The following is a 22,653-nucleotide window of genomic DNA, read 5'->3' as shown; positions in this document are numbered from 1 at the left end:
CCGGCCGTCGGGCAGGCGGGACCGGGCCATGGCGAGGATCTCGGTGACGCGGAGGCCGAACGTGGCGTCGCAGGCATGCGGGCGGCCCGTGCGGGCGGCGGTCACGAGGGCGTCCACGGCGCGGGAGAGCGCGGGGACCGCCCCTTCGGAGCTGCCCGGCATCAGCGCCACGCCCGCCTCCCCGCGCAGTTCCACATCGGCCCCGGCCGCCGCGGGCGGCGCCGTCAGGCTCAGCGTGAGCGTGCTCGAGGCGCCGGTGGCATGGTCGAGGACCAGGTGCACGGTGTCCGCCGGACCGTGTGCCGCCGCCACGACCTGCCGTACGTCGCCGAGGACCGGCAGCAGCACCGACAGGGCGTGCGGGCCGACGTCCCACAGCGCGCCCTTCTCCCGCCGCCACGGCGAGGCGGCGAACGGGCTGTCGGAGGTGAACACGGCCCCCAGCCACTGCGCACGGGCCGTGAACCAGCCCGCCGTCGAGGCCTGTTCGTCGATCCAGGCGTCCGGCTCCTTCTGGAAGCGCGCCGTGAAGAACACCACCGACGCGACCCCGGCCCGCTCGGCCGCGGCCACGACGGCCCGCCCGTCGGCGACCGACAGCGCCAGCGGCTTGTCCAGCAGCAGATGACGGCCCGCCTCTGCCGCACGCACCGCCAACTCGGCCTGCACGGACGGCGGCAGGGCCACCGCGACGGCGTCCACGTCGGCCAGCAGCGCGTCCGGGTCGTCGTACGCAGCGACCTCGTACTGCTCGGCCAGCGCGTCGGCCGCCGCCGGTCGGCGGCCCCACACTCCCGCGAACTCCACTCCAGGGTGTCCGGTGAGGGCCGGCGCATACGCCGCCCGGGCCCACGGGCCCGTCCCCAGCAGTCCGATACGCATATGGCGTTCCTTTCTCCGAGCCGATCCCCGCACCATCAACAGGCTGCGCCCCGCTCGCCCTCCGCACACCTGCCGTCCGGACCCCCGTCCCCGGCGAGCCATTCGGCGATCGTGGCGGCGATGGGCTGACCTGTGTCCATCTCGACGAACCCGAACTGGCCCGACTGGTTGCACTCCAGGAACCACCAGATCCCGTCGGCGTCCTCCGCGAAGTCGAACGCGCCGTACGCCAGTTCCGCGCCCCTCATGTACCGCCGTACGCCGTCGTCGACGCGCGGCGGCACCTGAGCCGGCAGCCAGGGGGAGCCCGACGGGGCGAACCGGACGTCCACATCGTCCGGGTGGGCGTCCGGATCGACGGGCTTGCGCGCGGCCAGCAGGGTGTCGCCGACGACGGTGAGCCGGATGTCCGCCCGCTTGGCGACGCGGCGCTGCAGCAGCGTCGGGCCGAAGGCGACCGCCGAGAAGTCGGTGTCGGGTGCGACCCGGCTGGTCGGCACCGCGCGCGGCGGCTCCTGCGGATGCGCACCGGACACCGGCTTGACCACGAGGTCCGGGAAGCGCCCCGCGAACTCCCGCGCCGCCTGCGGGAACGTGGTGATGAGCGTGGCCGGCACCGCGAGGCCGCTGCCCTGGGCGAGATGCAGCTGCCAGGGCTTGTGACGGGCGCGGCGGGCCGCGTCGGGATGGTTCATCCAGCGTGCGCCGGTGGTGCGGAGCATGCCGTACAGCGCCTGCGCGGACTCCTCGGTCAGCCAGGCGGACGGCTGGGCGGCGCGCGCGGCCGCGTCCCCGGGCCTGCGCACCCAGACGGAGCGCAGGCCGTTCATGCTCAGCAGGCGCCCGCCGACGGACAGATGTCCACGGCAGGCACCCTGCACGTACTCGACCGACAGCGCCACCCCGTTGGTCAGATCGGCGGGATCGAGCCGGACGACGGGGACCCCGGCCTCCCCGAGCCGGAGGATCACCATGTCCGCGGTCACGTCTTCTTCACTGGTCAGGATGAGCACGGTCATCTCTGTGAGGCCCGCGGTTCAGTCGTCGAAGTGCGTCTTGGAACCGGCGGTCGAGGTCGTGGTCCCCAGTGCTCTGAGGGTCGCGTGGTCGGTGGCGGCGATCCGCCCGTCCGGGAGGACGTTCAACTGCAGTCCGGAGTCGTACGCATACGGAGCGGTGACGTCCAACTGCACAGCGGGGCGCGCGTAGTTGAGCGTGAACGGTTGCATGGTCTCTCCCTGATTAGGCTTTCACGTCCTTATACGAATCGAACGGGTGATTGGTTTCCTCACGCTGAGTAACCGCAGGTCGGGGGTGACCCACGGGTCCCCTGGAGCAACGAGACGGCTGAACGCCGTACCGTTGCTGTGCGGGCGTGCCGGTGCCCGCATGGCACAGGACGCCGAACGACGTCTCCGGCGTTGCGTGGCCGTGGAACCGGCGGCGCGTCAGGCCGCGCGTGACAGTGCGTCCCGCCCGGCCGCCAGGGCCTGTTCCGCGTACCCGCGTCCGAACAGCACGGCGTGGACCAGCAACGGGAACAGCTGGTGCACGCCGACGCGCTCGCGCCAGCCGGGCGCGAGCGGCGCCCGCTCCTCGTACCCGGCGAGGACCCGGTCGAGATGGGGGCAGCCGAAGAGCCGGAGCATCGCCAGGTCGGTCTCCCGGTGGCCGCCGTGCGCGGCCGGGTCGATGAGCCGGACCTCGCCGTCGGCGCCCCACAGCACGTTCCCGTTCCACAGGTCGCCGTGCAGCCGCGCGGGTGGCTCGGCGGGGCCCGCCAGGTCGGACAGCAACGCGCAGACCCGCTCGAACACGGCCGCCTCGCCGGAGCGTAGCGTGCCGCGGTCGACGGCGCCGCGCACATACGGCAGCACCCGCTGCTCGGCGTACCATCCGGGCCAGTCGGAGCCCGGCCGGTTGCGCATGGGGGCGAGGCCGATGAAGGCGTCCGCCGGGCCGCCGGGGGGCGGCGCCCCGAAATCCGAGGCACCCGCGGCATGCAGGGCGGCGAGGGCCTGGCCGAAACGCATCGCCGCCTCGGGATCCGGACGGCCGGTCGGCACGCGCTCCGTCACCATCCAGCGGTCGTCGTGGCCGAGCACCGCGGGCACCTTCACCGCGTCCGCGGCGGCCAGCCAGCGCAGCCCCGCGACCTCCGCGCGTACGGCGCCGGGAGCGTCGCCCCGTTTGACCATCACCGGTGTACCGTCCTCCAGCGTCACCTCGGCCGGCGATCCGGAGGTCGTCCGGGCACCGCTGACCGGGCGCCCGGTGAGCCGGGCCGCCGCCCGTGCCGGATCCTCGCGCTCCTCGTCCCGGTTGACCACGGGCCCAGCGTACGTCCGGCAACGCGCTCCCCCTGCGTGCGACTTCGACCGTTGTCACGACTGATGTGCGTCAGACCCAGAAGGTGACCGTCCGTGCCGAATCCGTACCGCCGGCGTGCGGGCACCGCAGCACCGCGCCGGGGCACAGGGCCCCGCAGGCTGGCGCGCGGCGGAGGATCTCCCTCTGCGACCCCAGTATCCGTGCTGATGGCCGACGTCTTCGAGGTCCAGCCGTACACCTCCCGCTGTGCGGTCGTCCTGGGCGCGGACGGACGGGCGGGTGGCGGGGCGCGGCCAGTGAGCGGGGCCCTTGACGAAGGCTGTCCGGAACCGGAGGGTCCACTGCCCGGGCTCGTGCGGGGGCTGAGGGGCGGGCGAACGCCCGGGTCTGCCCGGAGCGGTCCTGACCGGCCGGTGGCCGCGGCGGTGCCCGGGGTGCCGCCGGGCCGAGGCCGGTCAGTGGTCGACCGGGTGGGCGGTGCGGGTCAGCCCGACCGGATTGCCCGTCGGCAGCAGACCCGAGGCTTCGACCCCGCGGGCCAGCGGGTCCAGCAGCTCGGCCAGGCGGGCGGTCGGTTCGGCGCCGAGCGCGGTCCACGGCCCTTCGGCCGCCGCGTCCGTCAGTGTCTCCACCTCTGCCCGCACGGCCGCGCCGGCCGGGGTGAGCGACCCGTCGCCCGCGAGCAGGCCCCGTTCGCGCAGCCGGGTTCCGGCCGCGTCCCAGTCCGCCTGCTCCCACTTGCGGGTCTCCCGCAGGAACGCCCCGTCGGACTCGCCGGCCGCCGCCTTGAGGACCATGGCCTCGACCGGGCCGAGCCCTTGGGCCACCAGCACCGCGACATGCGAGTCGCCCCGGTGCTCGCGCAGGGTGGTGAGGCCCTGCCACAGCCGTGCCGTGGGGCGGGCGGGGCGCTCCAGTGCCTGGTTCGCGGCGGCCAGCACCCGGCCCGTGGTGTCCGCCGCCGCGGCCGCCGCCCAGGCGAGGTCGGCTGCCTCGACGAAGTCGGCCGAGCCGACGGTGTCCGGCCCGAAGAGGGCGGTCATCGCCGCGTCCAGGGCGTCCACGCGGGCGGCCAGCACCTCGGCCGGAGTCGCGTAGGCCCAGGCGTCCGGCAGGGCGCGGGTCACCCGGGCGGGGTGGAAGACGTAGAAACAACTCGTCACGACGGACGGATGCGCCGCGCCGAGTGGTGCGGCGCGCAGGGCGAAGTAGCCCATCCAGTAGCCGCGCATTCCGAGCGCGTCCGTCGCCCGGCGCACCTCCGGGGCGAAATAGAGCAGATCGTGCACCGGCTCGTACCGCTCCCACAGGGCCCGCGCCATCGCGTCCGCCACCGCTGCCTCCCGCCATGTCGACCTGACGTCCTGTCGGCACCAGCCTGCGTTATGACGGCGGTCATAACAAGAGGGGGAAGGGCCCGGGCTGCCGAACTCGACGGGATGTCCCCCCGGCAGGGGGGTGCGGGGCCGGGTACCGCCCATGCGTCGCGCACCGGCGGCCGGGACCACCACCGTGGCGAGCGGGCGACGGTCGGCTGTCACGGACACCTCGCCCGCCTTCCGCGTAGGAAGCGGCCCGTGCGACAGGGAGGGACCAGTCGTGCCGGGCCCGGAGGCCGGCGGCCCTCTTGCGGGACCGCGAAGAACGCGACGGCGGAGCGGCGCGTCGCGCCGGACGACTCCCCCGTACGAGGGCCACGGAGCGCGAACACTGGGTCAGACGGGTGGCGGGGCGACACGGCTGGGCGGCCCGGATGGTGGGAGCCCGCGGTCTCGCTGACGGTGGTTCATGTCGAGGCCGGGTTCATTCAGCTGATGAGGTATCCGCTGCCCGGTCACGGCGGAAGGACATCGCTATGCGTTCTGCCCGCATGCTTCTGGCCACGGCGGCCGCCGCCGCCGCTCTGACCTTCGCTGCGCCCAGTGCCGCCTTCGCCGTTTCCGCGGGTGATGACGGCGGCCGCGACGACTCCTCCTACAGCCAGGACCACGACCAGGGTTCCGGCGACGACCACGGCCGTTCCGATGACGGGGGTCGCGGACACGACTCGGGCCGCGACCAGGACGACGAGCAGGGAAACGACCACGGCAAGGGCCGCGGACACGAAGAGCCTCGCGGCGGAATCCACACGGGTGGCGGAGCGCTCTCCGCGGTGCGTGGCGACGGCCGGGGTGACGACCGGGGCGACGAGGACGACCACGGCCGCGGCGAGGACCAGGGCCGGGACGGCGACCACGGCGGCGGGGACGAGGACGGCGGCCGTGGCGGCGACCAGGGTCGGGGACACGACACGCCCCGCGGTGGTATGCACACCGGTGGCGGGGCCCTCGCCGCGCTGCACGGTGGCGACTGGGGCTCCGGCTCGGGCCGCGACGACGGTGGCGACGACAACTACCAGGACGGCGGCCAGGACGGCGGTCACGACGGAGGCCGGGACGGTGGCCGGGACGACGACGAGCGCGGCGACCGCCAGGAGCCGCACGGCGGTATGCACACCGGTGGCGGCGCGCTCGCCGATCCGGGTGTCACCGCGGGCGGCCTGGCCGTGCTGGCCCTGGGCGCCGGCGGCATGTACCTGCTGCGTCGGCGCAAGGCCGACCAGTCGGCGTCCTGACCGGCGCGAACCGTCCGGAGGCAGCGGCAACCGCCGGCAGTCCCACCGGGTCGGCGGCCCGTGCCGCACTCCCCACGTCCCTCCGGCGCAAGTCCCACTGAACGTGCTCTTCCCGTGCGCCGGGCCGTGTTCCGGGCGCCCCGTGTCCTGATCCCCGTGCTGCCGTGTCCGAATGAGGTGATGTCCGATGGCAGCAGATCCCTCCTCCCCGCCCCCCGCGCAGCCGCAGGCGGACGGGGGGAGTTCCGGCCATGGCGGGCGGCTGGCGCTGTGGGGCGTGGCGATCGTCGTTCTCACCGCCAGTGTGTTCGGCGGCCACCACACCTCGGACGGCCCCCCGCACAGATCCCGCGCCGCGGGCCTCAGCGCCCCCCAGGCCGACCCGGGGCTGGCCGCCCCGGAGCAGACCGGCCGGGAACAGGCCGATCCACGGCAGACCGACCCGGAGCAGGGCGGCACATGGCAGACCGACCCCGAGCCGACCGTCCCGGAGCAGGCCCGCACGGAGCTGCCCCGGTCCGCGCCGACCCGGCTGGTCATCCCGAAGATCTCCGTGAACGCCCCCTTCACCACCCTGACCCTCGACTCCGCGGGCCGACTGCAGCCGCCGCCGGCCGGCAACACCAACCTCGTCGGCTGGTACTCCAAGGGCGTCTCGCCCGGAGAGAAGGGCACCGCGATCATCGCCGGGCACGTCGACACGAAGACCTCCGCGGCCGTCTTCGCCAACCTGGACGAGTTGCGGCGCGGCGACCGCTTCACCGTGGAGCGCGCCGACGGACGCGACGCCGACTTCGTCGTGGACGACGCCGAGACCTTCGCCAAGAAGGACTTCCCCAGCAAGCGCGTCTACGGCGACGCCCGGCGTCCCGAGGCCAGGCTGATCACCTGCGCGGGACCGTACGACCACACGGCGAAGGACTACACGGAGAACCTCGTGGTCTTCGCCCACCTGGTGTGAGCCGGTCCGTGCGGGTCAGACGGCGCCGTCCGCGAGGGCGCCGCCCGGACCGAACGCCAGCGCCGCGAACCGCTCGCCCATGCGGCGGTGCGCGGCGGCGTCGGGGTGCAGGCCGTCGGGCAGCGGCAGCTCGTCGAAGTCGGCCTCGCCGTACAGCTCACGGCCGTCGAGATAGTGCAGGTGCGGGTCCTCGGGCGAGCGCTCGCGCACGATCCGGTCCAGCTCCTCGCGGATGACCGCCAGGGTGAGTTTCCCGCTCGCCCGCTCCGCCGGATCCCCGGCGGCCACGAACCGCAGCCGCCCCTCGGCCACGGCGGAGAAGTCCGGGAGGCTGGGGCCCGGCGTGTCCTCATGGACGGGGCACAGGATCGGCGACACGACGAGCAGCGGCGTGTCGGGGTGTCCGTCGCGGACGGTGTCGAGGAAGCCGTGGACGGCGGGGCCGAACGCGCGCAGCCGCATCAGATCGGCGTTGACCACGTTGATGCCGAGCTTGAGGCTGATCAGGTCGGCCGGGGTGTCGCGCAGGGTGCGCGCGGTGAACGGGTCGAGCATGGCGCTGCCCCCCAGCCCCAGATTGATGAGTTCCACCCCGCCGAGGGACGCGGCGAGCGCCGGCCAGGTGGTGGTGGGGCTCGCCGCGTCCGAGCCGTGGCTGATGGAACTGCCGTGGTGCAGCCAGACCTTGCGCCCCTGGTCCGGCACCGCTTCGACGGGCGCGTCGGCGCGCAGCGCGACCAGCTCGGTCCTCTCGTCGTGCGGCAGCCAGATCTCCACGACCTTGAGGGTGCCGGGCAGCCCGGAGAAGCGCACGGTCCCGGCCTCGCCCGGTCGGCGTTCTGTGGTGCCGGTCGTCATGTCGATGGTGAGCGTGTTGCCGCCGGCGACGCTGCCGCTGCCGGCCGGCTCTCCGTCGACGAGCAGGTCGTACACCCCGTCCGGGCGGGGCGGTGCCCCGGAGTAGACGCGCTTGGTCGGCAGGGTGTCCAACTCGATCGTGGTGGCGCGGGTGTGCAGTACCAGCCGTACGCCCGAGGGCTGGGACTCCGCCATGGCCAGCTGCGGATCGGCGCACTGGGCGCGGGCGCGGGCCGGCAGCCGGTGCGGCAGCAGTCCGTGGGCGGTGCGTTCCAGATCGAGGGCGCCGCGCAGGAGTTCGGGGGTGAGCGGGATGGTGTGCATGGTGTGAGCCTGCTCTGTCGGGATCAGGGGCTGGGCCAGTTGCGCAGCAGGGAGTCGAGGGCGTCCAGGATCCGGGTCCAGGACTCCTGGGAGTCGGGGGCGCTGTGACTGAATCCGCCGGCCGATTCCAGGCTGACGTAGCCGTGGAAGACGCTGCCGAGGAGCCGGACGGCGTGCGTCTGGTCGGGTTCGGGCAGGTCGTAGCCGCGCAGGATCGCCCGGGTCAGCTGGGCGTGCCGGGGGCCGGCGCTCGCGGCGGCCGTCTCGGGGTCCAGCGGAAACCGGGCCGCCGCGTACCGGCCGGGGTGTCGGCGGGCGTAGTCGCGGTACACGTCGGCGAAGGCGGCGAGGGCGTCCTTGCCGGCCCGGCCGGCGAGCGCGTCGGCGGCGTGGCCAGCCATCTCCTCCAGCGCCAGCAGCGCGATCCGGGTCTTGAGGTCCTGGGAGTTCTTCAGGTGCGAGTACAGACTCGCGACCTTGACGTCGAACCGCCGGGCCAGCGCCGAGACGGTCACCTGGTCGAAGCCGACCTGGTCGGCGAGTTCCGCGCCCGCATGCACGAGGCGCTCGGTGGTCAGTCCCGCGCGCACCATCACGTAGTCCTCCTTTGCCATAGGCGAGTATGAGCCTGCCTAAAGTATTTAGGCAAACAGGGGATCGGCGAAGGAAGGCGCTGCCGCCTGCTGACGGAAGGGTCGGCCCCCCGTCGACTCGCGGATCACCAGGGAGAACGGGCCGACGAACTCCTCCCGGTCCGCCGGCGGCCCCGCGCTGCCCAGCCGGACGAGCAGGACGACGGCCCGCTCGGTCGTCAGGTCGTGATCCGGATCCGCCGTGGGACGAGGAACGCGCTCTCGTCGCGTGGCCGATACCGGTCACCTCGGCCTGCTCCGGCATCCGGACTTCCGCGTCGCCCCGGCCGCGCAGGACGCCCCTCGCGACCGTGTCCGTCAATGGGTTCGCGGCCCGCGGGGACCACCTCGGCGGTCCTGCGACTTGTGTCCGGGGCCGTGCGGTGCGACGCTTCGCTGCGCCGGTCGCCATCAGGGCCGGCGGGGGCTGTGAGCAGTGGCTTCACGGGAGATGCGGACGGATCTCCCCGGGGCGGGAACGGGGAGTCGGGCGATGGAGCTGGAGCTGCGCCATCTGCGGGTGGTGTGCGCGATCGCCGATGCCGGCAGTGTGGGGCGCGCCGCGGCCCAGCTCGGCTACTCGCAGCCCGCAGTCAGCACCCAGCTGCGGCGCATCGAGCGCCACCTCGGTGAGCCGCTGTTCGAACGCGGCACGAGCGGTGTGCGGCCGACCCGCTACGGCGCCGAGGTCGTAGCCCGGGCCCGCGACGTGCTGGCCCGCGCCGACGCCATCGGCCACCGCCCTGCCGGTGCGCGCGGCCGCCGTACCCTGCGCGTGGCGGCCACCAACTCGCCCATGCTGTCCGGCACCGTCGCCCGGGTCCGTACCCGCCTGCCGGAGCTGTCCCTCTCGGTCACCAGCGTCTACGCCTCCTCGCGGATCGTCGAGCGACTGGAGGAGGGCGCGGTGGACGTCGCCATCGCCGCCGACTACCCCGGCATGGAACTGCGCCACTCGGGCACGGTCAGGCACCGCGGGATCGTCACCGAGCCGACGTTCGTCGCCCTGCCCGCCCGGCACCGGCTGCGGCAGTGCGCGCAGGTGCAGCTCGCCGATCTGGCCGAGGACGCCTGGTTCGTGACCCCGGACGACGGTGCCGGCTGGCCCGGGGTGTTCTACGAGGCCTGTGCGGCGGCCGGGTTCACACCGGTCGCCGTGCACGAGTTCCTGGGCGACCAGACCCAGCTGCAGAGCATGATCGCCGGCGGGCTCGGGGTGTCCCTGGTGCAGCCGACGCTGCGGCCGATCCCGCACGTCGTGGTCAAGCCGCTGGTCGGCTCCCCGCTGTGGTGCCGTTATGTGCTGGCCTGGCGGCCCGACACCGTCGCCGACGAGGTCGTGGACGCACTGTGCCAGTCCGCGACCGCCGCCTACCGCGACCTCGTGGCGCAGGCGCCCCACCTGCGTGCCTGGGCCTCGCGTACCTGGAGTGTCACCGGGGCGTAGGACCCGCACGTCGAAGCCGGAGCCGGGATGTTATGAGCCGTCGGTGTCATGTGCTATGTCACACGGCATTGTTGGGGCGGGCTGCCGCTGACACAGTGCCTCACACGCCTCAACCCCCCACCGAGGCGCATCCCTTCATGGAGGAGTCCAGATGCGCTATCGCTTCGCGCCGCCCGGACGCGTGCCCGGCCGCGACCGCCCGCGTGCGGCCGCACGCATGGCCGTCGCCGCAGTCGTCGGCGTCACCGTCGCCGGCCTGTTGTCCACACCGGCGCCGGCGGCGTCCCGGCGACCGCCGCACCCCGCCGGTGCACGCGCCGCGTCCCTGCGACACTGGCCCGTACCGTCTCCGGCCGGCGCCACCACCCCCGTGACCGAGCGTCCCGCGGGTCGGACCAGGCGGCTCAGCCCCGCCCAACTCCCGCCGCTGCAACCGCTGTCGGTCCACCCGACGGCACGGCAGGCCAAGGCGGCCTCCTGCACTCCCGCCGACTTCGGCAGCCGTACCGGGTCCGCGCTCGTGTCCTTCGTGAAGGCCTCGTCCACGGACTGCGTCAACACCCTCTTCCCGGTGACCGGCAAGGACGCGCACGACGTCTTCCGCCAGGCCCAGATGCTCACCGTGGCGGCCGCGTACACCCGGACGGCCCGGCGGTACCGCGGCGACGACGCCGACGGCCTCGAACAACTGGTTCTCTTCCTGCGGGCCGGCTACTACGCGCAGTTCAACCACCCCGGGGACGTCGGCGCCTACACCACGCGCCTCACCAGGGCCGTCACGGCCGGCCTGGACGCCTTCTTCGCCCGCTCCCACTCGCGTGACGTGACGGCGGCGAACGGCGACATTCTCGGCGAGACCGTCGTCCTCACCGACAGCGCCGGCCGGCAGGGCCGCTATCTGCCGGTCTACCGGCGGCTGCTGGACGACTACGACAGCTCCTACGACTCCGTCGACAGCATGGTCAGGGCCGTCAACGACGTCTACACACCGCTGTGGCGCGGCAACTGGAACCCCGAGTACGTCAAGGCGGTGGAGGCCGACCCGCGCATCATCGGCACCCTCTACGACTTCGCCCTCGTCAACACCGGCCTCCTCGGCACCGACCGTGCCGTCCTGGACTCCAACGCCGGGATGAATCTCGCCCGTTACGTCGAGCACCCCGAACTGCGAGACATCGTCCAGCCGTTGGTCAGGAGCCTGCTGGGCGCGACCGCGATGACCGGCCCGACGGCCGGACTCTGGGTGGCCGTGGCCACGCAGGCGAACGCCTACGACGCCGCCGACTGCGCCTACTACGACGTCTGTGACCTGCCGGTCAAGCTGGCCAAGGCCGTCCTGCCGGTCACCCGGCACTGCGACGCGAACGTCACCGTCCTCGCCCAGTCGCTGAGCGCCGCCGACCTGGACGCCGCCTGCGCCGGCGTGCTGCGCCAGAGCGCCTACTTCCGGGGTCTGGTCAGGGCCGACGGTGCGATACCGGGCCAGTACGTGTCCACCATCCAGCTGGTGGTGTTCAGCAGCCGTGCCGACTACCAGACCTACGCCGGCCCGATCTACGGCATCGACACCGACAACGGCGGCATGACCCTGGACGGCGATCCCGCCGACCCGGCCAACCACGTCACGTCGATCATGTACCAGAAGCCGTACGACGACGGGTTCCCGGCCCGGATATGGAACCTCAACCACGAGTACACGCACTTCCTCGACGGCCGGGACGACATGAAGGGCGACTTCGCCCAGGAGATCAGCGTGCCGGACGTGTGGTGGATCGAGGGAGTCGCCGAGTACGTCTCCTACAGCTACCGCGGCCTCGCCGACGACCAGGCGGTCCAGGAGGCCGCCAAGCACACGTATCGCCTGAGCACTCTCTTCGAGAGCACCTACGACAACAGCGACGTGGTGCGCACCTACCCGTGGGGCTACCTCGCCGTGCGCTACATGGTGGAGAAGCACCCCGACGACGTCCAGGCGATGCTGGCACACTTCCGGGTCGGCGACTACGCCGGCGGATACGCCGTCTACCACGACGGTATCGGCACCCGCTACGACGCCGACTTCGACCGGTGGCTCACCGCGTGCGCCGCGGGCGCCTGCGCCACCCCCGTCAGGGCCTGACACCGACGACGCACCAGCAGGACGGCCGCCGGCCGGAAAACCGGTCGGCGGCCGTACGCCTGGAGACGAGCGGGATCAGACCGCCGTCGCCGGGAAGGTCGGGTACTCCACGCCCGACACGTGCTGCACGACCCGGACCACCTGGCAGGAGTAGCCGAACTCGTTGTCGTACCAGAGGTAGAGGATCGCGTTGTCGCCGTCGACCTTGAGCGCCCCGGCGTCCACGATCGAGGCGTGGCGCGAGCCGATGAAGTCGCTGGAGACCGCGTCGGGCGCCGTGATGAAGTCGATCTGGCGCTTGAGCGGCGAGGTCAGCGACACCTCACGCAGGTGGTCGTGGACCTCCTCACGGGTGGTCTCGCGGGCCAGCTGCAGGTTGAGAATCGCGATGGAGACGTCCGGCACGGGGACGCGGATCGAGCTGCCGCTGATCTTCGCCTTCAGGTCCGGCAGCGCCTTGGCGACGGCGGAGGCGGCACCGGTCTCGGTGATCACCATGTTGAGCGGCGCGGAGCGGCCGCGGCGCTCGGACTTGTGGTAATTGTCCAGCAGGTTCTGGTCGTTGGTGAACGAGTGGACGGTCTCCACATGGCCGCGCAGCACCCCGTACTCGTCGTCCATCGCCTTCAGCGGCGGCACGATCGCGTTGGTGGTGCAGGAGGCGCAGGACAGGATCTGCTCGTCCGGCTTGATGGTGTCGTGGTTGACGCCGTGCACGATGTTGGGGACGTCGCCCTTGCCCGGCGCGGTCAGCACGACCTTCTCGACGCCGGGGCGCAGGTGCTTGGACAGGCCCTCGCGGTCGCGCCACTTGCCGGTGTTGTCGATGAGGATGGCGTCCCGGATGCCGTACTCGGTGTAGTCCACGTGCGACGGGTCGTCGGCGTAGATCACCTTGATGGCGTTGCCGTTGGCCACGATCGTGCTGCTGTCCTCGTCGACCGTGATGGTGCCCTGGAACTGGCCGTGGATGGAGTCGCGGCGCAGCAGCGAGGCACGCTTGACGATGTCCTGGGCGCCGCCGCCGCGCACCACGATGGCGCGCAGCCGAAGACCGTTGCCGGAGCCGGCCTTCTCGATCAGCAGACGGGCGACCAGCCGGCCGATGCGGCCGAAGCCGTACAGCACGACGTCGCGCGGCTCACGGCGCTCGATCTTGTTGGCGCCGGTGGCACCGGCGACCGCCTCGGCGGTGAACTCGGCCACGCTCAGGCCGCGGCCGTCGGCCTTGTACGTGGTGGCCAGCATGCCGAGGTCGATCTGGGAGGGCCCGAGGTCGAGGGCCGTCAGGGCCTCGAGGAACGGCATGGTCTCCGTGACCGACAGTTCCGCGCCGTCGATCTGCCGGGCGAAGCGGTGCGTCTTGAGGATGCTGACCACCGACTTGTTCACCAGGGAGCGGCTGTGCAGCAGGACGGTCACGTCCCGCTCGCGGTGCAGCTTCCCGATGAGCGGGATCATCGACTCCGCGATCTCCTCGCGGATCTTCCAGTTGGTGAACGAGTCGTCGTTGACAGTCACGGATCCATCTTTCGAGCTAGGGAGCGCTCATATGGTAACCGCACCTCTCAACTGCTCCGTCCGGGGGCGGCGGAGTAAGGGATATGCACCCATTCCTTGACTCATTCCTGAATCAGGGTGGAAGTCCGTAAGAAACCCCGGTCCCGGATTGCACGTCTTACCTGGCGTGCCCAAGGTCAACAGAGTGAGCACCTCCTCAGTACCGCGGCCCGAAGCGGCTGCCCCGTCCCGGCCCCTCCGTCCCACGACCCTGTCATGGATCGCCCGGCGCGGGCTCCCCGAGGGGGCGCTCCCGGCGATCGTCCTGTTCGCGGCCGTCCGGCTCGCCGGTGTCCTCGTGGTGATCGTCACGAACGCCGTCAGGGGGCACCCGCTCGTCAAGAGCTTCGCCCACTCCTGGGACTCCCGCTGGTACCTGCACATCGCCGCCCAGGGCTACGGCCACAAGATCTGGATCACCCCGCAGGGCGCCGTCCAGAGCGACTGGGCCTTCTTCCCGCTGTACCCGGGCCTGATCAGGGCGCTGACCACCGTGCTGCCGCTCAGCCCGGGGCAGGCCGCGCTGCTGATCTCCTGGGCCGCCGCGGGCGCGGCGGCGTGCGGCGTGTACGTCGTCGGCCACTTTCTCTACGGACGCGGGGTCGCCACCGCGCTGGTCGCCCTGTGGGCCGCCCTTCCGCACTCCGTCGAACTGACCATCGCCTACACCGAGTCCCTGTTCGCCGCCCTCGCCGTCTGGTCCCTGTACTGCGTGCTCAGGGGCCGCTGGCTGTGGGCCGGTGTCCTCGCGGCGCTCGCCGGCCTGTCCCGGCCGAGCGGCTTCGCGGTCGCGGGGGCGGTGTCCCTCGCCGCCGCCTACGAGGTGCTGCGGCAGCGTGGCCGGGCCCCGGCGGGCCTGTGGGCCGGTGCCGTGATCGCCCCGCTGGGCTGGCTCGCCTACGTGCTGTGGGTGGGCAGCCAGATCGGAGACCTGTTCGGCGGCTACTTCAAGGTGCAGAGCGCCTGGGACTCCCGCTTCGACTTCGGTGTCGGCGCGGCGCGGTTCGTGAAGGCCCTGCTGCTGCACGGGGGCGGCGTCGTCTACCCGATGGCCCTGGTGATCGTCGCGGCGGGCGTGCTGCTGTTCGTGTTGCTGTGCCTGGAACGGGCACCGCTCGTCCTGGTGATCTTCGCCGGGATCCTCGTCCTGCTCGTGGTCGGCGGCTCCGGCTCGTTCTCCTCCAAGCCGCGCTTCCTGCTGCCCGCCTTCCCGCTGCTCATCCCCATGGCCCGGGCGCTGGCCCGCACCTGGCGGGTCCGGCCGGCCCACGCCGTGGTCGTCTACGGCGGCCTCACCCTGGTGTCCCTGCTCTTCGGCGCTTACGTGACGGTGGTGGCCTACTCCCCGCTGTGAGCCGGCACCGGTGCGTCACGCGGGCTGCGGCCGCGTCGCTGTGCGAACGCCGCGAATCGGGGTAGGCGGGGGACGCCCGAGGAAAGGATCGCCATGACGACGTACGTGATCAGCGTCCCCGGTACCTTCATCGCGGACATCGGGACGGAAACCCGTGCCCGCCTGGCCGGCGCGCTCGGCCCGGCGGACCCGCACGGGACCCGGATGGGCAACGCCCAGGGCCTGGACGTGCTCAGTGTCAACGAGGACAACACCTTCACGCTCCGCCTCACCGTCGAGGCGGACACCGGCCGGCACGCGGAGGAGGAGGCCCGCAGGGTCGCCGGCTCCGCCCTGCGGGACGCGGGACTGGACGAGCGCAGCGCCGCGCTCGGCCCCGCCGTGATCACCGGGATCGACTCCGAGGTGCGCTGACCGGGCGTCGTATCACGGCCGAGGTACGGCGAAATGGTGGGAAATAGGTAAAATTTAGGCGTTTGCCGAAATGTCAGGCGGCCGTCGTCGAAGGCCACCCCTTCGCCGGAAGTGATCCATGCTCCGCAAGCGCTCCACGGACGAAGGCGATGAGCTGCTGGCCAGGCTCGGCTCGCTCACCGCCCAGGCACGGGAGCGTGCGGAACTGCAGCGCAGCAAGGTGGAGCTGGCCATCGCCCTCCAGCGCGGCATGCTGCCCCGTGACCTGCCCACGGCACCCAACCTGCATCTCGCCGTCCGCTACACACCGGCCAACCTCGGTCTCAACGTGGGGGGCGACTGGTACGACGCGTTCACCCTGCCCGACGGGCGGATCGGGCTGGCCATCGGCGACGTCCAGGGGCACAACATCGAGGCCGCCGCGTTCATGGGCCAGGTGCGGGCCGGCCTGCGCGCGCTCGCCTCCGTGACCGGCGAGCCCGGCGAAGTGCTGTCGCGCACCAACGACCTGCTGCTGTCCTTGGGCACCGACCTGTTCGCCACCTGCATCTTCATGCGCCTCGACCCGGCCACCGGAGTGCTGGAGAGCGCCCGGGCCGGCCACATCCCGTTCGTCTGGGCCACGGCGGACGGCAAGGCCGGCGTCGCCGCCGACGAGGGCGGCCCGCCGCTCGGCATCGACAAGCACATGCAGTTCCCGGTGAGCAGGCACCGGCTCACCACGGGCGGCGTCTTCGTCCTGCTCACCGACGGCGTGGTGGAGGGCCCCTCACTGAACATGGAGGACGGCCTGGAGCACGTGGCGAACCTCGCCGGCATCGCCGTCGTCGCAGGCCTGGAGGCCGCGGCGCTCGCCGCCGCCGTGATCAAGGGAGCCGAGAGCGTCGGCCACGACGACGACGCGGCCGTCCTGGTCGTGGGTCTTGACGCCCCCGCAGACGCCGTGTGACGGGCCCGTCCGTCCGGGCCCCGCGCGGGCGGCCGGGTCTGCCCGGGCCGTAGGCGGGGAAGGTGCGTCGACGAGCCACAGGGCCGGTCCGTGCCGGCTCTCGCCTCGCCGAGCCCGGGACTTCGGTGTGAGATGGCTGCTGTGGTGGGTAGGGACGATGTGCGCCGGCCGGGCGGCTCCGCCGTCGAGGTACTCGCTGTCGCGGCCTGCTACTACGGCTCGGCCCGGCTGGGACTCCTGCGCGAACTCTCCGTCGAGGGCGCGGTCGTCAGTCCCATCTGGCCGCCGACGGGCGTCGCCGTCGCCGCCCTGCTGATCCTCGGTCTGCGCTGCTGGCCGGGCATCACCATCGGCGGCTTCTTCACCGTGCTGACCATCAGCACCCCCGGCATCGACGTGTTCGGCACCCTGGCCGGTCAGACCCTGGCACCCGTGTGCGCGGTGCTCCTGCTGCGCAGGGTCCGCTTCCGCACCGATCTCGCACGGCTGCGGGACGGCGTCGCCCTGGTGTTCCTGGGCGCCCTGGCCGCCATGCTGATCAGCGCCACCACCGGCGTCGGCCTCCTCGTCCTCATGGACAAGCTGGACGCGGACAGATTCTGGCCCGTCTGGCTGGCCTGGTGGGTGGGCGACGCCATGGGCGTCCTGATCGTCACCCCCCTGCTGTTGTTGCTGCACAATGCGCGCTGGCCGCCCTCCCTGGCCCGCTGGAAGGAGGCGACCGCACTGACCGTCGTCACCTGCGCGATCGTCCCGGTGGCCGTCTACAGCTCGATCAGCGTGCTCTTCCTCGTCTACCCACTGATCATCTGGGCCGCCCTGCGTTTCCAGCTCGTCGGCAGTGCGCTGTGCGCGCTGGTGACGTCCGTGCTGGCGACGATCGCGGCCACGGACGGTGTCGGGGCCTTCGTCGGCCTGAGCCGGATCGAGGTGATGGCGAAGCTCCAGGCGTTCAACGGCGCGATGGCCCTGACCGCGCTCCTGCTGTCCGCCCTGATCACCGAGCAGCGCAACACCCGGCGCTCGGTGGAGAAGGCGTGCCAGGAACTGGTCGAGGTCCTGGAACACCTCACCGCGGGCGAGGCCCCACCGCCGCCCCGCGCCCGGCCGGACACCGGGCACCCCGAGGGCACCGACGGCGGGGCGGGCGCGCCCTCACCCAGCAGGCCCCCGTAACCGGTCCGTGTCATCGGCCGGACCGGTTCACCGGCCCCTCGTCGCCGCCCGGCTCCACGGCTCCCGTGCGGGACCCGATGTCCTGTGGCGTGGGCGTCGGCGGGTGCGCGGCGCCGGTGGCACACGGCTGACCACCCCTGGTGGCGCCGTAACCGCCCGGGATGCCCGGCGGCATGTCCGCGGCGGCCTGCGCCTCGCTCACACGGCGCCGCGCCCGGACCCCCGCCCGGCGCTCCGGGTACGGGTGGTCGAACGGCTCGGCGAAGGCACGCTCGCGGTCGCTCTCGCGCTTCCGGCGTGCGGCCTCCTCGGCGGCCGGCGTGCCCTTGCCCTGCCGTTCGTGCTCCCGGCCCTGCGTTCGGCCGCTGTCGTGCATACGGTCCCTGTCCTTCATGCGGCGCCGGGTACCCGAGCCCTGCCCGCCGTCACCCCGCTCCCGGCGTGTCGGTCGGCCGTTCCGGGGCACCGGGAGACGATGAGGGGAAGACCGGACGGGTACGGGCGGGACCGGAGGAGCAGACGCGGCATGGAACAGCGGACGGCGGGCGCGGCGGACCGGCGGACCGGGGCGGACCGGCCCCGCGCCCCCCGCGAAGAACGGCCCGGCGGCACGGCCGCAGGAGCGCCGGAGCACGTCGTACGGCCACCCGCGGAGGAGGGACGGCCCTCGGACCCTGGCATACCCACGCCCGACGACACGTCCGTGGAAGCCTCGCACCACGGCGTACGACCGCCGCGCCCCGGCGCGTCCGCGCCCGCCGGCACCGACGCCCGCCGCCGTATTCCGCGCACCGACCGCCTGCTTTGCGACCCCCGGCTGTCCGCGGCGGTGGAGCGGCTCGGCGCCGGTGTGGTGAAGGCCGCCGTGCGCGAGGCGCAGGAGCGGGCCCGGGAGGGCGGCATCCGGCCCGAGCAGGTGCCGGAGACGGCCGTCGCGCTGCTGCCCGGTACCGCGAGCGGACTGCGGCCGGTGATCAACGCCACCGGGGTGCTGCTGCACACCAACCTCGGCCGGGCCCCGCTGTCGGCCGCCGCCCGGAAGGCCGTCCAGGAGGCCGCCGGGCCCACGGATGTCGAACTGGACCTGGAGACCGGGGTGCGCGCCCGCCGTGGCCGCTCCGCCCTCGCCGCCCTGACCGAGCGTGTCCCGTCGGCAGGGGCCGCGCACGTCGTCAACAACGGCGCCGCCGCCCTCGTGCTCGCCGCCACCGCGCTCGCGGCCGGCCGCGAGATCGTCGTCAGCCGGGGCGAGATGGTGGAGATCGGCGACGGTTTCCGCCTGCCCGACCTGCTCGTCTCGACCGGCGCCCGGCTGCGCGAGGTCGGTACGACCAACCGCACCACCGCCGCCGACTACGCCGCCGTGATCGGCCCGGACACCGGGTTCGTGCTCAAGGTGCATCCGTCCAACTTCCGTATCACCGGCTTCACCCGCTCCGCCGAGACCGCCGAACTCAGCGGTCTCGGCGCGCCCGTCGTCGTCGACATCGGCTCCGGGCTGCTCGCCCCGCACCCGGCGCTGCCCGAGGAACCCGACGCCGAGACCCAGCTGCTGGCCGGTGCCTCGCTCGTCACCGCGAGCGGAGACAAGCTCCTCGGCGGCCCCCAGTGCGGTCTGCTGCTCGGCGACCGGGAACTGGTGCGTTCCCTCGCCCGGCACCCGCTGGCCCGGGCCCTGCGCGTCGACAAGCTGACGCTGGCCGCCCTGGAGGCCACCCTCACCGGGCCGCCCACCCCGACCGCCCGCGCTCTCGCCGCCGACCCGGCCCGCCTGCACGCCCGCGCCGACCGGGTCGCCGGCACGCTCGCCGCCGACGGCATCGACGTACGGGCCGTCGACTCCTGCGCCACGGTGGGCGGCGGAGGTGCCCCCGGCGTCGTGCTGCCCAGTGCGGCGCTCTCGCTGCCCGAGGCCTACGCGGCCGCGCTGCGCACCGGCCCGGTCCCCGTGGTGGGACGGCTGGAGGCGGGCCGTTGCCTGCTGGACCTGCGCACGGTGCCCGAGCGCGACGACGAACGGCTGGCCGATGCCGTGCGCTCCGCCCGGCCGGCCGGGGAAGGAGGGCCATGATGCGGGTGCTCGCCACCGCCGGCCACGTCGACCACGGCAAGTCCGCTCTGGTCCGGGCCCTCACCGGCATGGAACCCGACCGGTACGAGGAGGAACGCCGCCGTGGGCTCACTCTCGACCTGGGCTTCGTGTGGACACGGCTCGGCCCGGACGGGGACCACCTCGCCTTCGTCGACGTGCCGGGACACGAACGCTTCGTGCCCACCATGCTGGCCGGCGTCGGACCCGTGCCCGCAGTGCTGTTCGTGGTCGCCGCCGACCAGGGCTGGCAGCCCCAGTCCGAGGAGCACCTGGCCGTCCTCGACGCGCTCGGCGTCCGGCACGCCGTCCTCGCGGTGACCCGCAGCGACCTCGCCGACCCCGACCCCGTCCGCGTCGACGCCGTCGAGCGGCTGGCCCGCACCAGTCTCGGCAAGGCGCCCGCGGTCGCCGTGAGCGCGGTCACCGGTGCGGGACTCGACGAGCTGCGCGAAGAACTGGCGCGTCTGGCAAGGGAGTTGACCGACCCTGACCCCGACGCCGACGTGCGGCTGTGGCTCGACCGGGCCTTCACCGTGCGCGGGCACGGCACCGTGGTGACCGGCACCCTCGGCGCGGGCACCCTGCGGGTCGGCGACCGGCTGGTCACCGGCGACGGTTCGGCCGTGCTCAGGGTGCGCGGGCTGCAGAGCCTGCACGAGGACCGCAGGGCCGTCAGCGGGGTGGCCCGCGTGGCGGTCAACGTGCACGGCCGGGGCGACGACCGACTGCGCCGGGGACAGGTGCTGCTCACCCCCGACCGCTGGCTCTCCGGCGCGGTGCTCGACGTACGGATCACCGGGGAGCCCGCGGACGGCCTGCCCCGCTCGGTCACCCTCCACATCGGCACCGCAGCCGTGCCCGTGACCGTCCGCCCGCTCGGCGCGGACACCGCCCGGCTCACCCTCGCCCGCGCCCTGCCCCTGCGGGTCGGCGACCGGGCCGTGCTGCGCGAACCGGGCGGCAGCCGCATGCCGTGCGGCGTGACCGTCCTCGACGTACGACCGCCCCGGCTGACCCGGCGCGGTGCCGGGCGCGCCCGCGCCGCCGAACTCGCCGGGATGACCGGCCGCCCCGACGGTGCCGCCGAACTGCGCCGGCGCAAGCTGATCCGGCGCGCCGACCTGCTGGCGATGGGCATCGCGGCTCCCTGTGAGACCGTCGCCGGGGACTGGCTGGTGGACGACGCGTACGGGGCCGTTCTGAAGGAACGGCTGGCCGACGAGGTCGAGCGGTACGCGAAGGACCACCCGCTGGAACCCGGCCTGCCCACCGAGGCGGCCCGCAGGGTGCTCGGCCTTCCCGACCGGGCGCTGGTCGACGCCCTGGCCGAAGCAACCCCCCGGCTCCGTACCCGAAACGGCCGCCTGCACGCCGCGAAGAGCATCGGCCCTGCCCTGCCCCCGCCCGTCCGCGCCGCCGTGGACGCCGTGCGTCGCGATCTCGCCGATGCCCCGTTCCGCGCCCCCGAGGCCGGGCGGCTCGCCGAACTTGGCCTGGACCGCCGGACGCTGGCCGCCGCCGTCACGGCCGGGACGCTGCTGCGGATCGCCGACGGCATCGTGCTGCTGCCCGGCGCAGACACCGAGGCCACCGCCGTGCTGCGCACCCTGCCCCAGCCGTTCACGCTCAGCGAGGCCCGCAAGGCGCTCGACACCACCCGCCGGGTGGCCGTACCGCTGCTGGAGTTCCTGGACGCCCGTGGACACACCGAGCGCGTCGACGACCAGCGCCGCCGCTGCCGTACGGAGGCGGTGGACGGAGGCGGACGGGAATCGAACCCGCCGGCCCGAGATCCTCGGGCCCCTCGGTTTTGAAGACCGGGAGGGCCACCAGGCACCCACACGCCTCCACCGCTCGTCAGGCTACTGCCCCAGGAGACCGCCGGTATGACATCGACATCCGCACCCGTCCGCGAGGCGCCCGTCCGGCTCACCCAGTACGCCCACGGCGGCGGCTGCGCCTGCAAGATCCCGCCCGGAGAGCTCGAGGACGTGGTCGCCGGGCTGACCGTGCCCCGGCCGACCGAGGGCGACACCCCGCTGCTGGTCGGGCTCGCCACCGGCGACGACGCCGCCGTGGTCAGGCATGGGGGAACGGCGGTCGTCTGCACGGCCGACTTCTTCACCCCGGTCGTGGACGACGCCTACGACTGGGGGCGCATCGCCGCCGCCAACGCCCTGTCCGACGTGTACGCCATGGGAGGCCGGCCGGTGCTCGCCGTGAACCTGCTGGCCTGGCCCCGCGACCGGCTCCCCTTCGACCTGGCCCGCGAGGTGCTGCGTGGCGGCCTGGACATCGCCACCGAGGCCGGCTGCCACGTCGGCGGCGGGCACAGCGTCGACGACCCGGAGCCGAAGTACGGCATGGCCGTCACCGGTCTCGCCGACCCCGACCGGCTGCTGCGCAACGACGCCGGCCGGCCGGGGCTGCCGCTCTCCCTGACCAAGCCTCTGGGCGTGGGCGTGCTGAACAACCGGCACAAGGCCACCGGTGAACGGTTCGAGCAGGCCGTCGCCACGATGACCGCGCTCAACCGGGACGCCGCCGAGGCCGCCCTTGCGGCCGGAGCCACCTGCGCCACCGACGTCACCGGGTTCGGATTCCTCGGCCATCTCCACAAGCTGGCCCGGGCCTCCGGGGTGACCGCCGTGGTCGACACCGCCGCCGTCCCGTACCTGGAAGGGGCCCGGGAGGCCGTCCGGGACGGGTACGTCAGCGGCGGTACCCGGCGCAACCTGGAATGGGTCGCGCCGCACACCGACTTCGGGGACACCGACGAGGGCACCCGGCTGCTGCTGGCCGACGCCCAGACCTCCGGCGGGCTCCTGGTCGCCGGGGAGGTGCCCGGGGCGCCGGTCGTGGGGGAGCTGGTGGCGCGCGGGACCCGTTCCCTCGTGCTGAAATGACCGGAAGCCGCCCCCTCGTGCTCGGCTGATCCCG

Annotated in this window: 18 protein-coding genes, 1 tRNA gene and 2 pseudogenes; 11 read left to right on the top strand and 10 right to left on the bottom strand. The window is 73.4% G+C overall.

Annotated features, from left to right (window positions below; all coding sequences use genetic code 11):
* The 5 genes from AC5WRT_RS34615 to AC5WRT_RS34595 all read right to left on the bottom strand — a co-directional run.
* Positions 1-882 (bottom strand): Gfo/Idh/MocA family protein (locus AC5WRT_RS34615; protein WP_496100922.1); only part of this gene is annotated, 882 nt, incomplete at its 3' end.
* Positions 883-917: 35 nt separating this feature from the next.
* On the bottom strand, positions 918-1,901 hold the full coding sequence (gene tgmB, locus AC5WRT_RS34610; protein WP_496097381.1) for an ATP-grasp ribosomal peptide maturase: 984 nt from the start codon (positions 1,899-1,901) through the stop codon (positions 918-920).
* Between the two features lie 18 nt (positions 1,902-1,919).
* Complete coding sequence (tgmA, locus tag AC5WRT_RS34605) at positions 1,920-2,111, bottom strand: putative ATP-grasp-modified RiPP (protein WP_014670659.1); 192 nt, start codon at positions 2,109-2,111, stop codon at positions 1,920-1,922.
* A 219-nt stretch (positions 2,112-2,330) separates the two neighbouring features.
* Positions 2,331-3,212, bottom strand: coding sequence for a fructosamine kinase family protein (locus AC5WRT_RS34600; protein WP_496100921.1), 882 nt, complete (start codon positions 3,210-3,212; stop codon positions 2,331-2,333).
* Positions 3,213-3,668: 456 nt separating this feature from the next.
* On the bottom strand, positions 3,669-4,547 hold the full coding sequence (locus AC5WRT_RS34595) for an SCO6745 family protein (RefSeq protein ID WP_496097379.1): 879 nt from the start codon (positions 4,545-4,547) through the stop codon (positions 3,669-3,671).
* Between the two features lie 521 nt (positions 4,548-5,068).
* Between AC5WRT_RS34595 and AC5WRT_RS34590 the strand changes: the two genes are divergently transcribed.
* The gene (locus AC5WRT_RS34590) at positions 5,069-5,827 is read left to right on the top strand and encodes a hypothetical protein (RefSeq protein ID WP_496097378.1); all 759 of its coding nucleotides are present in this window, start codon (positions 5,069-5,071) and stop codon (positions 5,825-5,827) included.
* Positions 5,828-6,014: 187 nt separating this feature from the next.
* The gene (locus tag AC5WRT_RS34585; protein WP_496097377.1) at positions 6,015-6,788 is read left to right on the top strand and encodes a class F sortase; all 774 of its coding nucleotides are present in this window, start codon (positions 6,015-6,017) and stop codon (positions 6,786-6,788) included.
* Positions 6,789-6,803: 15 nt separating this feature from the next.
* Here the strand turns inward: AC5WRT_RS34585 and AC5WRT_RS34580 are convergent, their stop codons facing one another.
* Both AC5WRT_RS34580 and AC5WRT_RS34575 read right to left on the bottom strand, forming a co-directional pair.
* Positions 6,804-7,970 (bottom strand): GDSL-type esterase/lipase family protein, encoded by a 1,167-nt coding sequence (locus tag AC5WRT_RS34580; protein ID WP_496100920.1) that lies wholly within the window; start codon positions 7,968-7,970, stop codon positions 6,804-6,806.
* A 23-nt stretch (positions 7,971-7,993) separates the two neighbouring features.
* Positions 7,994-8,563, bottom strand: a complete 570-nt coding sequence (locus tag AC5WRT_RS34575) for a TetR/AcrR family transcriptional regulator (RefSeq protein ID WP_496100923.1) — start codon at positions 8,561-8,563, stop codon at positions 7,994-7,996.
* Between the two features lie 532 nt (positions 8,564-9,095).
* Between AC5WRT_RS34575 and AC5WRT_RS34570 the strand changes: the two genes are divergently transcribed.
* The gene (locus AC5WRT_RS34570; RefSeq protein WP_496097374.1) at positions 9,096-10,049 is read left to right on the top strand and encodes a LysR family transcriptional regulator; all 954 of its coding nucleotides are present in this window, start codon (positions 9,096-9,098) and stop codon (positions 10,047-10,049) included.
* Between the two features lie 151 nt (positions 10,050-10,200).
* Entirely contained in the window at positions 10,201-12,168 is a 1,968-nt protein-coding gene (locus tag AC5WRT_RS34565) for a collagenase (protein WP_496100919.1), read from the top strand.
* Positions 12,169-12,243: 75 nt separating this feature from the next.
* Here AC5WRT_RS34565 and AC5WRT_RS34560 read toward each other — a convergent pair whose 3' ends face one another.
* Positions 12,244-13,689: a glyceraldehyde-3-phosphate dehydrogenase gene (locus AC5WRT_RS34560; protein WP_496097372.1), complete on the bottom strand. Its 1,446-nt coding sequence runs from the start codon at positions 13,687-13,689 to the stop codon at positions 12,244-12,246.
* A gap of 184 nt (positions 13,690-13,873) precedes the next feature.
* Here AC5WRT_RS34560 and AC5WRT_RS34555 point away from each other — a divergent pair, with 184 nt between their 5' ends.
* The 4 genes from AC5WRT_RS34555 to AC5WRT_RS34540 all read left to right on the top strand — a co-directional run bounded on the left by AC5WRT_RS34555 (position 13,874) and on the right by AC5WRT_RS34540 (position 17,621).
* The gene (locus AC5WRT_RS34555; protein WP_496097371.1) at positions 13,874-15,082 is read left to right on the top strand and encodes a putative hexosyltransferase; all 1,209 of its coding nucleotides are present in this window, start codon (positions 13,874-13,876) and stop codon (positions 15,080-15,082) included.
* A 93-nt stretch (positions 15,083-15,175) separates the two neighbouring features.
* Positions 15,176-15,496, top strand: coding sequence for a hypothetical protein (locus tag AC5WRT_RS34550; RefSeq protein WP_496097370.1), 321 nt, complete (start codon positions 15,176-15,178; stop codon positions 15,494-15,496).
* Between the two features lie 118 nt (positions 15,497-15,614).
* Positions 15,615-16,445: a PP2C family protein-serine/threonine phosphatase gene (locus tag AC5WRT_RS34545; RefSeq protein ID WP_496097369.1), complete on the top strand. Its 831-nt coding sequence runs from the start codon at positions 15,615-15,617 to the stop codon at positions 16,443-16,445.
* A gap of 132 nt (positions 16,446-16,577) precedes the next feature.
* The gene (locus tag AC5WRT_RS34540) at positions 16,578-17,621 is read left to right on the top strand and encodes an MASE1 domain-containing protein (protein WP_496097368.1); all 1,044 of its coding nucleotides are present in this window, start codon (positions 16,578-16,580) and stop codon (positions 17,619-17,621) included.
* A gap of 10 nt (positions 17,622-17,631) precedes the next feature.
* Here AC5WRT_RS34540 and AC5WRT_RS34535 read toward each other — a convergent pair whose 3' ends face one another.
* Entirely contained in the window at positions 17,632-18,015 is a 384-nt protein-coding gene (locus AC5WRT_RS34535) for a hypothetical protein (RefSeq protein ID WP_496097367.1), read from the bottom strand.
* 132 nt (positions 18,016-18,147) lie between these two features.
* Here AC5WRT_RS34535 and selA point away from each other — a divergent pair, with 132 nt between their 5' ends.
* On the top strand, positions 18,148-19,692 hold the full coding sequence (gene selA, locus AC5WRT_RS34530) for an L-seryl-tRNA(Sec) selenium transferase (protein WP_496097366.1): 1,545 nt from the start codon (positions 18,148-18,150) through the stop codon (positions 19,690-19,692).
* Positions 19,689-21,386 (top strand): annotated as a pseudogene (locus AC5WRT_RS34525) (GTP-binding protein); the annotation flags it as partial. The gene selA and the pseudogene AC5WRT_RS34525, both read left to right, overlap by 4 nt.
* 79 nt (positions 21,387-21,465) lie before the next feature.
* Here the strand turns inward: AC5WRT_RS34525 and AC5WRT_RS34520 are convergent.
* Positions 21,466-21,562, bottom strand: a tRNA-Sec gene (locus tag AC5WRT_RS34520).
* Between the two features lie 37 nt (positions 21,563-21,599).
* Between AC5WRT_RS34520 and selD the strand changes: the two are divergent.
* Positions 21,600-22,613 (top strand): annotated as a pseudogene (gene selD, locus AC5WRT_RS34515) (selenide, water dikinase SelD); the annotation flags it as partial.
* Positions 22,614-22,653 lie beyond the last annotated feature (40 nt).

Source organism: Streptomyces sp. NTD91 (genome assembly GCF_059510455.1).
The sequence above is the reverse complement of the archived record's forward strand: the minus strand, read 5'-3'. Positions and strand labels throughout refer to the sequence as shown.

Bases quoted from the DNA above. Each gene is read 5' to 3' on its own strand.
- tgmB (WP_496097381.1), bottom strand. From the start codon at position 1,901: ATGACCGTGCTCATCCTGACCAGTGAAGAAGACGTGACCGCGGACATG.
- tgmA (WP_014670659.1), bottom strand. From the start codon at position 2,111: ATGCAACCGTTCACGCTCAACTACGCGCGCCCCGCTGTGCAGTTGGAC.
- AC5WRT_RS34590 (WP_496097378.1), top strand. From the start codon at position 5,069: ATGCGTTCTGCCCGCATGCTTCTGGCCACGGCGGCCGCCGCCGCCGCT.
- AC5WRT_RS34585 (WP_496097377.1), top strand. From the start codon at position 6,015: ATGGCAGCAGATCCCTCCTCCCCGCCCCCCGCGCAGCCGCAGGCGGAC.
- AC5WRT_RS34580 (WP_496100920.1), bottom strand. From the start codon at position 7,970: ATGCACACCATCCCGCTCACCCCCGAACTCCTGCGCGGCGCCCTCGAT.
- AC5WRT_RS34575 (WP_496100923.1), bottom strand. From the start codon at position 8,563: ATGGTGCGCGCGGGACTGACCACCGAGCGCCTCGTGCATGCGGGCGCG.
- AC5WRT_RS34570 (WP_496097374.1), top strand. From the start codon at position 9,096: ATGGAGCTGGAGCTGCGCCATCTGCGGGTGGTGTGCGCGATCGCCGAT.
- AC5WRT_RS34565 (WP_496100919.1), top strand. From the start codon at position 10,201: ATGCGCTATCGCTTCGCGCCGCCCGGACGCGTGCCCGGCCGCGACCGC.
- AC5WRT_RS34550 (WP_496097370.1), top strand. From the start codon at position 15,176: ATGACGACGTACGTGATCAGCGTCCCCGGTACCTTCATCGCGGACATC.
- AC5WRT_RS34545 (WP_496097369.1), top strand. From the start codon at position 15,615: ATGCTCCGCAAGCGCTCCACGGACGAAGGCGATGAGCTGCTGGCCAGG.
- AC5WRT_RS34540 (WP_496097368.1), top strand. From the start codon at position 16,578: ATGGCTGCTGTGGTGGGTAGGGACGATGTGCGCCGGCCGGGCGGCTCC.
- AC5WRT_RS34535 (WP_496097367.1), bottom strand. From the start codon at position 18,015: ATGAAGGACAGGGACCGTATGCACGACAGCGGCCGAACGCAGGGCCGG.
- selA (WP_496097366.1), top strand. From the start codon at position 18,148: ATGGAACAGCGGACGGCGGGCGCGGCGGACCGGCGGACCGGGGCGGAC.